Source organism: uncultured Pseudokineococcus sp. (assembly GCF_947499845.1).
GTDB lineage: Bacteria > Actinomycetota > Actinomycetes > Actinomycetales > Quadrisphaeraceae > Pseudokineococcus.
Genome location: NZ_CANMPM010000006.1, coordinates 138,775 through 151,377, shown reverse-complemented (window position 1 = coordinate 151,377; position 12,603 = coordinate 138,775). Strand labels below are relative to the sequence as shown.

The following is a 12,603-nucleotide window of genomic DNA, read 5'->3' as shown; positions in this document are numbered from 1 at the left end:
CCAGCACGACGGACCCAGCACGACGGACCCGGCACGACGACGAGACCACCGACCCGAGGAGCACCCGTGAGCCCCACCCCCGAGACCCCGGACACCCCCCGCGACGAGGGCGTCGCCAAGGTCGCCGAGCTCATCAAGGACGTCAAGGTCTGCATGCTCACGACGACCGGCGCGGCCGGCCGCCTCGTGAGCCGCCCGATGGCGGTGCAGGAGGTCGAGTTCGACGGCGACCTGTGGTTCTTCGCCGAGGAGGACTCCTCGAAGGTCGACCAGGTCCGCCACGGGGCCCACGTCAACGTGGCCTTCGCCTCCGGTGACTCCTGGGTCTCCGTGGCGGGGGACGCCGAGGTGGTGCGCGACGTCGCGAAGGCGAAGGAGCTGTGGAACGCCGGGGTCGAGGCGTGGTTCCCCGACGGCCCGGAGGCCCCCGGCATCGTGCTCGTCAAGGTCCACGCGGACACCGCCGAGTACTGGGACACCCCGGGCGGCCGCGCCGCCACGCTCCTGTCCTACGTCAAGAGCCGCGCGACCGGGCAGCCCTACAGCGGCGGCGAGAACGAGACCGTCCGCCTCTGATCGCCTGAGCAGCTGAGCCCCGCCCGGGCGAGGCCAGGGCCACCGCCGACGACCGCCGCAGCACCGCTGCGGCGGTCGTCGCGCGTCCGAGGGCGGTGACCACGGGGAGCGGCCGGGGCGCCGGGCGCCGCAGTGCGGGAGGGCGGGGCCGCACCTAGCGTCGAGCGGGTGAGCGCACCCACCTCGGCCCGTCCGGACGCCCCCGCCCCCGACCCCACCTCCGGAGCGGGCGGGCGACGCCCCGGCTGGGCCCCGGGCGCGGTCGTCGTCGTCGGCGGGGGCATCTCGGGGCTGGCGGCCGCGAGGTCCCTGCGCGACGCGGGCCTCGACGTCGTCGTCCTCGACCGCGGCCGCCGCCCCGGCGGGCGTCTCGGCCTGCGGCGCACCGGCGAGGAGGGCGCGCAGCGCGTCGTCGACGTCGGCGCCTCCTACTTCGTCCCCCGTGACACCGCCTTCGCCGCCCTCGCCGGGTCCTGGCAGGCGCGGGGCCTGGCCGCGCCGTGGACCGACACGTTGCTGGCCGTGGCGCGGGACGAGGGCGGGCGCGTGACGACGACCGCGAAGCCGGGGCCGACGCGCTGGGCCGCGCCCGGAGGCCTGCGGTCGCTGGCCCTGGACCTCGCCGACGACCTGGCCGACGACGGCGTCGAGGTGCGCTCCCACGACGTCCGCCGCGTCGACCGCACGGCCGACGGGGGGCTCGTCGTCGACGGCGAGCCCTGCCGCGCCGTCGTCCTCGCGATGCCCGAGCCCCAGGCCGTGCGCCTCGTGGGCCCCGGGCTCGCCGCCGAGACCGCTCCCCTGCGCGAGCGGGCCTGGACGCCCGTCATCACCGTCTGGGCCCGGTGGGAGCGGGCCTGGTGGCCGGCGATGGACGGCGCGTTCGTCAACGGCTCGCCGGCGGTCGAGTCCGTGGCCGACGACGGACGCCGCCGCGGGGACGGGGCGCCCGTCCTCGTCGCGCACTCGACGCCGGGGCTCGCCCAAGACCACCTCGGCGACCCCCCGGCCGCGGTCACCCCCGTCCTCGCCGAGCTCGGCGAGCTCCTCGGCGGCGGCACCGCGCCGGCGCCCCTCGAGACCGGCGCGCAGCGGTGGACCTTCGCCCGCCCCGCCGGAGGACGTCCGGAGACCTCCTGGCTCTCCTTGGGCCTCGGCGTCTGCGGCGACGGGTGGGGCGAGAAGCCGGGCGTCGAGCAGGCCTGGCTCTCGGGGCGGGCCCTCGGGGCCCGCCTGGCCGCCGAGGTCGCCGGGTCCCCCGCGGCGTCGTAGCGTCCGGGCGCACGGGGCGGGCCGCCAGGCCCCGCCCCGAGGGCCCTGCTCCCGCCCGACCGTCCCGGACACCCCCGGGGCGGACGCCGTCCCCGCCGACCGGCGGAGCACCACCCCGCGCGCCACGACGGCGCGGGCCCACCACCGCACGAGCACGAGGAGCAGCCATGTCCGGAGACGACTTCAAGAAGGGCGACGACGTCGCCTGGTCCTCCCACGGCACCAAGGTCCACGGCACCGTGGAGAAGAAGATCACGAAGGACACCGAGGAGGCGGGCCGCACGGTCCGCGCGAGCAAGGACGACCCGCAGTACCTCGTCGAGAGCGACAAGACCGGCAAGGAGGCCGTCCACAAGGGCACCTCGCTCGACGAGGACTGACGGCGGGCCGGCCCGGGCGGGCGGGGACGCCCCTCCCGCCCGGGCCGCCCCCACCGGCGGCGCGTCAGCCGGTGGACGCAGACCCAGAGGCAGACGCAGTCGCGGCCGCCTGCGGCCGGGGCGCGGACGAGGAGCGCTCGGCGCGGACGGCGAGCGCGAGGATGCCGAGGCCCACGACCGAGGCCGTGACGCCGACCCACATGGGGGCCGTCAGCCCCAGCCCGGCCGTGAGGACCGCCGCCCCCGCCGAGGCCCCGAGGGCGTTGGCGAGGTTGAAGGCGCTCTGGTTGGCGGCCGCGACCATGGCCCCGCTGCCGCCGCCGGCCCTCACCACCCGCTCCTGCAGGCCCGGTGAGGCCCCGAAGGTGACCACCCCCAGGAGCAGCAGCGTCACGACCACGGCCGGTCGCGACAGCGACGTCACCGTCAGGGCGACGAGCAGGACCGCCGTCGAGGCCATGCCCCCCACGAGCACCCCCGTGGGGAACCGGTCGGCCAGCGGCCCGCCGACCAGCGTGCCGATGACGGACCCGACCCCGAAGACGGCGAGGACGAGGGGCACCTGCGCCTCGTCGAAGCCGCTGCGGTCGGTGAGGAGCGGCGCCACGAAGGAGTGCACCGCGAAGAGGGCGCTGAAGCCCGTGAGCGTCACCCCGAGCAGCAGCCAGACCGCCGGGACGCGGAAGGCGGACAGCTGGGAGCGCAGGGCGACGCGCGGGGCGGCCGTGCGGGGCACCAGGGCGAGCACCGCCGCCGCCGTCACGAGCCCGAGGCCCGCGACCGCCGCCACGGGCAGGCGCCAGCCGAAGGCCTGGCCCAGGGCCGTCGCCGCGGGGACGCCCACGACGTTGGCGACCGCGAGACCCGCGATGACGAGGCCGATGGCCTGCGCCGTGCGGTGGGCCGGGACCACCGAGCGCGCGACGACCGTGGCGGTGCCGAAGAAGGCGCCGTGGACGAGGGCCGTCGCGAAGCGGGCGACGACGAGCGCCCGCGCGTCGGGCGCGAGGGCGCACGCGAGCCCGCCGACGACGAACAGACCCATGAGGGCGAGGAGAGCGGTCCGCGGCGTGGTGCGGCTGGCGAGAGCGGTGAGCAGCGGCGCCCCGACGACGACGCCCACGGCGTAGGCCGTGATCGTGGCGCTGGCGGCCGGCACGGAGACCCCGAGGTCCTGGGCCACGAGGGGCAGCAGCCCCATCATCATGAACTCCGCCGTGCCGACCGCGAAGGCTCCGACGGCCAGGGCCACGAGCGTGTGCCGGGCCCGGGGACGCCGCAGCGGCGGCGAAGCCCGACGGGGCCGGGGCACGGACGGTCCTGCGGCGGTCGTCGGGCGGTCGTCCGGCAGGTGGGCCTGCGAGGTCGAGGTCAGCGGGGGCACGCGGCGGCTCCGGGGCGGGGCGGGGGCCCCTCGTGGTCGTGGTTCGGCGCGTCGACCCCGTCGTCAACCGTCCCGGCGCGGGCCGGGCGGGCCCCAGTCCACCACGGCCGGAGCACCGCCGTCAGCGGCGCCCACCCGCCGTCCGGCGCGTCCTCGGCGTCGGGGAGGCCGCCCGCCCCTCCTGGCCGCGCCGGGACGACGGGCACCGGGCAGCATCTGCGGCGTGGTGCAGACCGTGGAGGCCCTGCTGGACGCCGAGACCGAGAGGCTCGTCGTCGGCCAGTGGCAGGTGCTGCAGCACGCCGGCCTGCCGAGCCAGGCCGACCACACCGGCGCCACCAACCGGCCCCACGTCACCCTCGCGACCGCGGCGCAGATGCCGGCCGCGCTCGACGACGCCCTGCGGGAGGCCGCGGAGCCCTTGCCCCAGGCCGTGCGGCTGGGGCCCCTCGTCGTCCTCGGCGGCCGCCGCCACGTCCTGGCCCGCCTGCTCGTGGCGACGCCGGGGCTCCTCGCGCTGCACGCACGCACCGCCGAGGTGGTCAGCGGCTGCCCCGAGCCCGGCGAGCTGCTGGCGCCCGGGGCGTGGACGCCGCACGTCACCCTCGCGCGCGGCCTGACGGGCGAGCAGCTCGCGGAGGCGCTGGCCGCGCTGGGCGGCGCCGGCGCGCTCGGCCCGGCGGCCGACGTCGAGGCGGCGGTCGTGGGGGTGCGCCGCTTCGACGGCGACGCCCGCGCCGTCCGCCTCGTCGCCGGGCGGGACGACCTCAGGCCAGGCGGTCCAGCACCCCGCTGAGCACCGGCGTGAGGGGGGCGTCGAGCCGCAGCGTCGCCGTCGCGTCGGCACGGGTGGGCCCCTGGCCGAGCACCGCCACCGGTAGACCGGCGCGACGCGCCCGCAGGACGAAGCGGTAGCCGGACATGACGGTGAGGGACGAGCCCAGGACGACGAGGCTGCGGGCGGCGTCGACGCGGGCCGCGCACTCCTCGACCCGCGGGCGCGGCACCGTCTCGCCGAAGAAGACGACGTCCGGCTTGAGCGGACCGGCCCCGCAGCGCTCGCAGGGCACGACGACGAAGCGGGCCACCGCCTCCTCCGGCAGGTCCACGTCGCCGTCCGGGTTGACCTCGCCCGCCGGCGGCTCAGGAGCGAAACCCGGGTTGGCGGCGCGCAGGCGCGCGTCGAGCCGCTCGCGGGAGGAGACGTCGCGGCAGGCGAGGCAGACGACCCGGTCGAGGCTGCCGTGCAGCTCGACCACGTCGCGCGAGCCGCCGGCCTGGTGCAGGCCGTCGACGTTCTGCGTGATGGTCCCTCGCACCAGACCGGCGTGCTCGAGCGCGGCGACGGCCCGGTGCCCGACGTTCGGCCGCGAGCGGGCGATGACGCGCCACCCGACGTGGCTGCGGGCCCAGTAGCGGCGCCGCGCCGCGGGGCCGTCCTCGGTGGCTCCGGTGAAGGCCTGGTAGGTCATCGGCACGTGCCGCTGGAGCGAGCCCCGCGGCCCGCGGTAGTCGGGGATGCCGGAGTCCGTGGACAGACCGGCGCCCGACAGGACCACCGCTCCCCCGCGGCCCAGCAGCTCCGCGAGCAGGACGGCGCACTCCTGCGGGTCGCGCACGGGCTCCGGTGCCCGCTCCCCGGGCAGGGCGCGCGCCGGGCGCAGCACCAGCGACGGACGGACGAGGGGACGCCCGGGCGCGGGCGGTGTCGTCGGCGACGTCGGCACGCCACCACGGTACGTCGGCCACCGGCGGGGTCCCCGCCGGTCCGGGCACGCGTCGGCGGACCCGCTCCAGGTGCCCGCGGGCGGCGGACGACGCCTAGGCTGCCCCGGTGAGCGAGGCCGACCCCACCGCGCCCGGAGCCCGACCCGGCACGTCCGCCGGCACCGCGGCGACGGACGCCGCCGGCGCCCGTCCCCGGCACGTGGCCGAGGAGGCGCGCATCGAGCCGCACCCGCGCGGCGCCTCGACGGCCCGCGCGCTCGTCGCCCGGCTGCTGGCACCGGTGGCGCCGTCGACGGTGGTCGAGACGGCGGTGCTGCTCACGAGCGAGCTGACGACGAACGCCGTCCTCCACGCGCGCGGGGAGGTCGTCGTCCGGGTCGAGGTCGTCGGCCCCCTCGTGCGCGTCGAGGTGACCGACCGCTCGACGCGGAGCCCCTCGCTGCAGGTCCCCCGCCTCGACGCCTCCGGAGGGCGGGGCCTCGTCCTCGTCGAGGCGCTGAGCAGCCGCTGGGGCAGCCGCCTCGTCGGCGGCGGCAAGGCCGTCTGGTTCGAGCTCGCGCTGGACCAGCGCTAGTCGACCGCCCGGCGGACGGCCTCCGCCGGGCCGCCTCCAGGACGCACGAGACCCCCGGCCCGCGCGGGCCGGGGGTCTCGTACGTGCGGGCCGGGCCGTCCCCCGGACGGCCGCAGCGGTCGCCGGCTCAGGCCGTCGTGTAGGTGAGGCAGTTCGCCTGGACGTCGTGCCCGGGGCCGACGCGCACCGACCCGGCGGTGCACGTGAGGTCCTTGTTGAACGAGCAGTCGGTGCGCTCGCAGGCGCCGACCTGGCCGACGACGCGGTCGAGGCCGCCCTTCGTGGAGATGTCGAAGAAGGTGCCGCAGCCGGCCGTGCCGTGCTCGCTGCGCACGGTGATGGCGGGGGCGTGGCAGCCGTCGTGGTTGAAGGCGCAGCCGTCGACCGCGCACTCGCTGACCTGGGGCATCTCGAGCAGGGACATGGCGCTCCTCCGGGTCTCGGCCGCCGCGCGGCCACGGTGTCGTGCGGCGACGGTAGACCCGGGAAAGCGCCGGCGCACCGAAGGGAAGCCTTTCTTCTCCCTTTCCTGGCCCCATTACCGCCAGCCGCAGGAAGGCTTCCCTCACCTTTAAGGGTGGCCTCCGGGGAGAGCCGCTCCCGGGCCGGCGCGAGCGCCCGCCGCCGGTCAGCCGCCCGACCAGGCCCGCCACAGGTCGGCGTAGGGCCCCGCCGCGGCCACCAGGTCGTCGTGGGCCCCGACCTCGACGACCCTCCCGCCCGCCATGACCACGACGCGGTCGGCGAGCCGGGCCTGCGTGAGGCGGTGCGCGACGACCAGCGTCGTGCGACCGGCGGTCGCGGCCCGCGCGGCGCGCTCGAGCGCGGCGGCCCCCGTGCTGCCGGCCTCGGCGGTGGCCTCGTCGAGCACCGCGACGGCGGGGTCGGCGAGCACGAGGCGGGCGAGCGCGAGCTGCTGGGCCTGCTCGGGCGTCAGCGCGACGCCGCCCTCCCCCACCCGGGTGGCCGCCCCGTCAGGCAGCGTCCGCACCCAGGCGGCGGCGCCCACGGCCTCCAGCGCCGCCGTGACCGCCCGCTCCAGCGCCGCCCCCTCGAGGCCCGGAGGGGCGGCCATCGCCACGTCGTCGAGCAGGCGGCCGGAGAAGACGTGCACCTCCTGGCTCACGAGGACCACGGACCGCCGGCGCTGCTCCGGGTCCAGCGCGCCCACCTCGCTGCCTCCGAGGAGGACCCGCCCGACGGCGGGGGCCAGCTCGCCCGCCACCAGGGCCGCCAGCGTCGACTTGCCGGCGCCGCTGGCCCCGACCACGGCGACGTGCTCGCCCGGCGCGAGGGCGAGGTCGACCCCGTGAAGCACCGGGGGACCGCCGTCGTAGCGGTGCACGACGCCGTCCACGCGGACGGAGGCGTCCGCCGGGGCGGGCGCGGCGACGGGCGCCGCGGCCGCGGGCATCTGCGCCACGCCGGCCAGGCGCGCCAGGCTCGCCCCGGCCGACTGGACGTCGTCGAAGGACGTCAGGAGCACGCCGAGGGGCCCGAAGAGCTGCAGGAAGAGCAGCACGGCGGTCGTCACCTCGCCGACGGTGAGGGTGCCGCCGCGCACGAGCCAGAACCCCGTGCCGAGGACGGCGACGACGCCCACCGCCTCGGCAAGGTTCATCGCCGAGGCGAAGCGCGTGAAGAGCCGCAGCACGGTGATCGCGAGGTCGCGGGCGCGCGCCGAGCGGGCCTCCACGTCCGCGGCGCGCGCCTCCTCCGCCCGCAGCGCGCGCACGGTGCGGGCGCCCTGCAGAGCGCCCAGCAGCGCCTGGGAGCGCGCGCCCTGAGCGGTCCGCTGCAGGGCGTAGAGGGGCCCGGAGCGGGGCAGGTACCAGCGCAGGGCGCCCACGTAGACGGGCAGGCAGATGACGCCGCCGACGCCGACGCGCCAGTCCACCGCCGTCAGCGCCGCCGCCGTGAGGACGACGGTGAGCGCCGACGCGAGCACCTGCGGGACGACCTCGGCGATGGCCCGGGTGACGACCGCGACGTCGTCGCCGACCCGCGCGAGCAGGTCCCCCGTCCCCGTCCGCTCGAGGACGGACGTGGGCAGGCGCAGCACGCGGTCGACCACCGCGGTGCGCAGACCGGCCAGGGCGCGGGCCCCCGCCCGCGCGACCGCCGCCGCCGCGAGCCCCGAGGCGACGCCGGCCGCGAGCGCTCCCCCCACGAGGAGCGCGAGCACCGGGACGAGCGCCGCCGCCCCCTCCGCCGACCCGCCCGCGCCGGCGGCGGGCAGGCCGCGCTCGCGCGCGACGACGTCGACGAGCAGGCCCAGCGCCCAGGGGGCGACGAGCCCCAGCGCCGCCGCGACCGCGCTGAGCCCGAGGGCGGCGGCGGTCCGCCACGGCGTGCGCGCCAGCTCCCCGCGCACGGCCGCCCACGCCCGGCGGCGGCTCGCCACGGGCAGCAGCGCCCGGCCGGCCTCCTCGTCGGGTCCCTCGGGCAGGGGGCCCGGGTCGTCCGGACTCTGGCCCGGGCTCTGGCTCTGGCGCGCGTCCGGGTCCGACTGGCGCGTGCCGTCCGCCCTCCTCACCCGAGCACCGCCGCGCGGTAGCGGTGGTCGGCGAGGACGAGGTCGGCGTGCGGGCCCGTGCCCGCGGCCCGGCCGCCGCTGACGAGGACGACCCGGTCGGCCACGGCCAGCAGCGCCGGGCCGGCCGTGACGACGAGCGTGCTCCGCGGGGCCGCCGGGTCGGCGGCGTCGTGACGCAGGGCGCGCAGCCCGCGGGCGACGGTCTGCTCGGTGACGGCGTCGACGGCCGTCGTCGGCTCGTGCAGGACGAGCAGCGGCGGGTCGGCCAGCAGCGCCCGCGCCAGCCCGAGGCGCTGGCGCTGGCCCCCGGAGAGGCCGGCCCCGCGGTCGAGCAGCGGCCGGTCGAGACCGCGCGGGTCGAGGCCGACGACCTCGTCCGCCCCGGCGGCGGCGAGGGCCTGAGCGAGGGTGGGGCCGCCCGTGCGGGGTCGGGCGGGCGCGACGTCGAGGTTCGTGGCCAGCGTGCCCTCGAAGAGGGAGGTCGCGTGCGGCTCGACGTGGACGACCTCGCGCACGGCGGACGCGTCGAGGTCGGCCCAGGCGGCGCCGTCGAGGCGCACGGCACGACCGACCTCGCCGGGGGGCACGCGCCCGGCGAGGACGTCGAGGAGGTCGGCGGCGTCGGCCGGGTCCTCCGCGACGAGGGCGACCAGCTCCCCCGGCCGGACGTCGAGGTCCAGGCCGGTCAGGCGCCCCGTGCGCAGGCCCTGCACGTGCAGCGCCGGCGACCCCGAGGGCGCCAGGCCCCCGGCGGGCGCCACGTGCTCCTCCGCCAGCAGCGCCGCGACCCTCGCCGCGCTGGCCCGGGAGGCGGCGAGGCGCGCCATGGCCGCACCCACGAGCCGGACAGGCTGGGACAGGTGCTGGGCGAGGCCCACGACGACGACGAGCTCGCCGACGCTGAGGTCGCCCCGCAGGGCGAGGAAGCCGGCCGCCCCGGCCGCGGCGGCGAGGAAGGCACCGCTCAGCAGCGTCGTCGCGCCCAGCTGGGCGCCGTCCGCCGCCGCGGACCGCAGCGAGGCGGCGAGCGCGGCGTCGCTCGAGCGGCGGTAGCGGGCCGCCGCGGCGGGCGCGGCCCCGAGCCCGTGGAGGACCCTCAGGCCGCGCACCAGGTCGGTCGCCAGGGCGGACGTCGCGGCCACGGCCTCCTGCTGGGCGCTCGCGCGGCGGGTGACGAGCGGTCCGAGACCCCGCAGGGCCAGGGACACCAGGGGCGCGCCCGCGAGCACCGCCAGGGCCAGCGGGACGTGCAGCCCGAGGAGCGTGACGGCCACGGCACCGAGGGAGACGACGGCCGAGACGAGCAGCGCGACGGCGTCCAGGACGTCCGCGGTGCGCTCGGCGTCCGAGGACGCCACCGACAGCACCTCCCCGTCGGCGCGGTGGTGGCGTGCGCCCCGGGGGTCGAGGGAGCGCCGCGCGACCGCCACCCGGAGGGCGTGGCCCTCATGCTCCTGCGCGGCCAGCAGCGGCCGGATGCCGTGCCGGTAGCTGAGGGACAGGACGAGGAAGAGGGCAGCGACGGCGAGCACCGAGGTGACGAGCGCGGTGACGTCGCCGGTGAGGACCGCCCGGTCGACGGTCCACCCCGCGACGACGGGCACGAGGACCTCGCACAGGGCCCACAGCCCGAGCAGCGGGCACGCCACGGCCAGGCGCCGCCGCTGGCGGCGGACGACGAGACGCAGCAGGCCGTCCGCCGTCGCCGGCGGGTCGCCGGGCGCGTCGCGGCGCGGACGGCGGGACGGGCGCAGGACGGCTCCTCGGTCGGCGGGTCGGGTCGGGGTTCCGGGGTCGGCCCGGCGGGTCGGTGACCATGGCCGGCGCGGCGGCACCGGGACGCCGGCGACCTCGACGGGCCGACCGGCGCGGGCACGCTACGGCACCGGCCCCCGCCCCACCGCGACGTCGTCGAGCGAGCGCAGCTCGCGCCAGCGCGACCGGGCGCCCCCCGGGTCGCCGGCGCCGGCCGGGACGACGAGGACGTCGGCGCCCACGAGCGGGCCGAGGTCGAGCCCGGTGAGCTCGGCCACGTCGGCGACGGGCACGGCGAAGGTGCGGAACGGCCCCAGGGGCGGCGGCTCGTCGGCGAGCGCGGCCCGGGCGGAGGCCGCCTGGAGGTCCACCGAGCCCAGCTGCGGCGTCTGGTCGAGCACGTGGGCGACCGCCGCGAGGCGCTCGCCCGCCGGGGCCGGCGCGGCCCACGCGACGACCTTCCAGAAGAGGCGGGGCAGCTGGACGCCGCGGTAGAGCGGGTCGTCGTCGGCGAGGACGGGCCCGGTGAGGACGGCGAGCCGCCGCCGACCGGCCTCGGCGGCCTGCAGCACGTGGTCCTCCAGCCCCAGCCACAGCTCCTTCGACTGGTTGAAGGCGGACGCCTGGGGCGCCGCGTTCGGGTAGGTGAAGGTGTCGGCCTCCGCCCGCGCCGCCTCCGCGGGCTCCCCCCACACCGGGTCGCGCCGGCGGACGAGGTGGCCGCGGTCGAGGTCGTTGCGCGCGTAGAGCTCCTCCCCCGCCTGGTCCTGCGGGGCGACCCGCGGGTCGGGCCTCCAGTCCCCGGAGCGGGGCAGGTCGCGCAACCGGGCGCCGTCCACGACGACGGCCGTGGCCGCGGCCAGGCGCCGCCCCCGGTCGAGCAGGACCGTGAAGTGGGTGCTCGGCAGCTCGACGAGGTCGGTGGCGCCGCCGCCGCGCCGGCGCGGCAGCGGCACGGACGTGCCGAGGAAGAGCGGGTCGTAGCCGGCCGGGGGCGTCGCACGGGGGTCCACGCGCCCAGTGGAGCAGGGGGCGCCGACAGCCGCGCCCGGATGGCACCGCCCGCACCGGCACCGGACCGCCCCCGACGCGGCGGGGCGGGGCGGGGCGAGCGGGGCGGGACGGCTCGGTCCGGGCCGCGGGCTGTCAGGGGTCGGGTCCACACTCGGCCACGACCGGTGAGCAGTGCAGACGCCCCGTCACCGTCACCGCAGAGGTCCCGTCACCGAGGGCGGGGCAGGAGGAGGGCCCGTGGACATCCAGGCAGCGCGCGAGACCAAGCAGGAGCTGCTGCGGACGGCGGCCACCGCCCTGTCCGCGGCGCGGACGGGCGACGCCGGCCCCGGTGGCCTCCTCGTCGGCGTCCGGGTCTACGGCGGCGGGCGCTACGGGCTCGCGGTGCGCCACGACGGCACGGCGGGCGCCGAGGTCGCCGCCCGGGCCCTCGAGCTGGCCGGCGAGGACGCCGACGTCCTGGACGTCGGCGTCGTGCGGGCCCTCGTCGGCGACGGGGGGCCCTCGACCCAGCGGCTCGATCCCCAGCGGCTCGACCCCCAGCGGCTGGACCCGGGGACGCCGCCGGCCGACCGCTCCCCCGTCGAGCGCGACCTCGCGGGCGCGCCGACGCCGGCGCGCCCGGGCCGGTGGGCGGCCGAGGTGCTCCAGCGGCGCGAGCGCCCGCTGCGGCCGGGCCTGTCGGTCGCCCAGCGGGCCGTCACGGCGGGCACCGTGGGCGGCTTCGTCGCTCGGCCCGGCGACCCGACGCGCTACCTGCTGTCGAACAACCACGTGCTCGCCGACTCCGACCGCGCCGCCACCGGGTCGGCGGTGCTGCAGCCCGGCAGCGCCGACGGCGGCACGGCCGCGGACGCCGTCGGCCGGCTCTCCGTCGCCGTCCCGCTGCAGCTGGCCTCGCCCAACGTCGTCGACGCCGCCCTGGCGGCGCTCGACGACGACGTCGAGATCGACCCGACCTACCCCGTCGGCGCCGTGACGACGACCACCGCCGCGGACGACGGCCTCCTCGTCGAGAAGGTGGGGCGGACCACCGGCCTGACCCGCGGCGCGGTGACCGCCATCGAGCTCGACGGCGTGGCCGTCTCCTACCCGAGCGGGGTCGTCACCTTCGACGACCAGGTGGAGGTCACCGGCGCGGACGGCGCCTTCTCCGCGGGTGGGGACAGCGGCTCCCTCGTCTACGACCCGGTGACCCGGGCGGCCGTGGGCCTGCTCTTCGCCGGCAGCGAGCGCGGGGGCACCGGCGGGGCGGGTCTCACCTTCTGCAACCCCGTCGACGCGGTGCTCGAGGCGCTGGGCGTGCACCTGCTCGCGCCGTAGGCGACCGGCCGGGCGGAGCCGTCACCGGACGCGTGGTGGCGCGTCGCCGGGCGGTGCACAC

General features: G+C 79.0%; 12 protein-coding genes. 6 read left to right on the top strand and 6 right to left on the bottom strand.

The features are described 5' to 3' along the window. The first annotated feature begins 66 nt into the window (after positions 1-66). The 3 genes from Q0789_RS08165 to Q0789_RS08155 all read left to right on the top strand — a co-directional run bounded on the left by Q0789_RS08165 (position 67) and on the right by Q0789_RS08155 (position 2,228). Positions 67-576 carry a pyridoxamine 5'-phosphate oxidase family protein gene (locus tag Q0789_RS08165; protein WP_298804025.1) on the top strand — a complete coding sequence of 170 codons (510 nt, stop codon included), beginning with the start codon at positions 67-69 and terminating at the stop codon, positions 574-576. 168 nt (positions 577-744) lie between these two features. Further along, positions 745-1,848 carry an FAD-dependent oxidoreductase gene (locus tag Q0789_RS08160; RefSeq protein ID WP_298804023.1) on the top strand — a complete coding sequence of 368 codons (1,104 nt, stop codon included), beginning with the start codon at positions 745-747 and terminating at the stop codon, positions 1,846-1,848. 167 nt (positions 1,849-2,015) lie between these two features. Continuing rightward, on the top strand, positions 2,016-2,228 hold the full coding sequence (locus Q0789_RS08155; RefSeq protein ID WP_298804021.1) for a DUF2945 domain-containing protein: 213 nt from the start codon (positions 2,016-2,018) through the stop codon (positions 2,226-2,228). Between the two features lie 64 nt (positions 2,229-2,292). On the opposite strand, the gene Q0789_RS08150 is transcribed toward Q0789_RS08155, so the two are convergent. Further along, positions 2,293-3,612, bottom strand: coding sequence for an MFS transporter (locus Q0789_RS08150; protein ID WP_298804018.1), 1,320 nt, complete (start codon positions 3,610-3,612; stop codon positions 2,293-2,295). Between the two features lie 223 nt (positions 3,613-3,835). Here Q0789_RS08150 and Q0789_RS08145 point away from each other — a divergent pair, with 223 nt between their 5' ends. Then, positions 3,836-4,408: a 2'-5' RNA ligase family protein gene (locus Q0789_RS08145; RefSeq protein WP_298804015.1), complete on the top strand. Its 573-nt coding sequence runs from the start codon at positions 3,836-3,838 to the stop codon at positions 4,406-4,408. Here Q0789_RS08145 and Q0789_RS08140 read toward each other — a convergent pair. Next, positions 4,380-5,204, bottom strand: coding sequence for an NAD-dependent protein deacetylase (locus Q0789_RS08140; RefSeq protein WP_363326113.1), 825 nt, complete (start codon positions 5,202-5,204; stop codon positions 4,380-4,382). The two genes, Q0789_RS08145 and Q0789_RS08140, sit on opposite strands and share 29 nt — an antisense overlap. 242 nt (positions 5,205-5,446) lie before the next feature. On the opposite strand from Q0789_RS08140, the gene Q0789_RS08135 reads away from it, so the two are divergent. Next, entirely contained in the window at positions 5,447-5,914 is a 468-nt protein-coding gene (locus Q0789_RS08135) for an ATP-binding protein (RefSeq protein WP_298804010.1), read from the top strand. A 127-nt stretch (positions 5,915-6,041) separates the two neighbouring features. On the opposite strand, the gene Q0789_RS08130 is transcribed toward Q0789_RS08135, so the two are convergent. The 4 genes from Q0789_RS08130 to Q0789_RS08115 form a co-directional block, all read right to left on the bottom strand. Further along, positions 6,042-6,338: a DUF1540 domain-containing protein gene (locus Q0789_RS08130; protein ID WP_171201802.1), complete on the bottom strand. Its 297-nt coding sequence runs from the start codon at positions 6,336-6,338 to the stop codon at positions 6,042-6,044. Positions 6,339-6,542: 204 nt separating this feature from the next. After that, entirely contained in the window at positions 6,543-8,450 is a 1,908-nt protein-coding gene (locus Q0789_RS08125) for an ABC transporter ATP-binding protein (protein WP_298804005.1), read from the bottom strand. Beyond that, the gene (locus Q0789_RS08120) at positions 8,447-10,099 is read right to left on the bottom strand and encodes an ABC transporter ATP-binding protein (RefSeq protein WP_298804003.1); all 1,653 of its coding nucleotides are present in this window, start codon (positions 10,097-10,099) and stop codon (positions 8,447-8,449) included. Before Q0789_RS08120 ends, Q0789_RS08125 begins: the two co-directional genes overlap by 4 nt. Positions 10,100-10,327: 228 nt before the next feature. Next, positions 10,328-11,218: a DNA/RNA non-specific endonuclease gene (locus Q0789_RS08115; RefSeq protein WP_298804000.1), complete on the bottom strand. Its 891-nt coding sequence runs from the start codon at positions 11,216-11,218 to the stop codon at positions 10,328-10,330. A 238-nt stretch (positions 11,219-11,456) separates the two neighbouring features. Here Q0789_RS08115 and Q0789_RS08110 point away from each other — a divergent pair, with 238 nt between their 5' ends. Further along, positions 11,457-12,542, top strand: coding sequence for a hypothetical protein (locus Q0789_RS08110; RefSeq protein ID WP_298803998.1), 1,086 nt, complete (start codon positions 11,457-11,459; stop codon positions 12,540-12,542). Positions 12,543-12,603: the final 61 nt, after the last annotated feature.

What these genes read in the sequence shown, in the direction of transcription:
- Q0789_RS08155 (WP_298804021.1), top strand. Translation starts at nt 2,016, where the DNA reads ATGTCCGGAGACGACTTCAAGAAGGGCGACGACGTCGCCTGGTCCTCC.
- Q0789_RS08130 (WP_171201802.1), bottom strand. Translation starts at nt 6,338, where the DNA reads ATGTCCCTGCTCGAGATGCCCCAGGTCAGCGAGTGCGCGGTCGACGGC.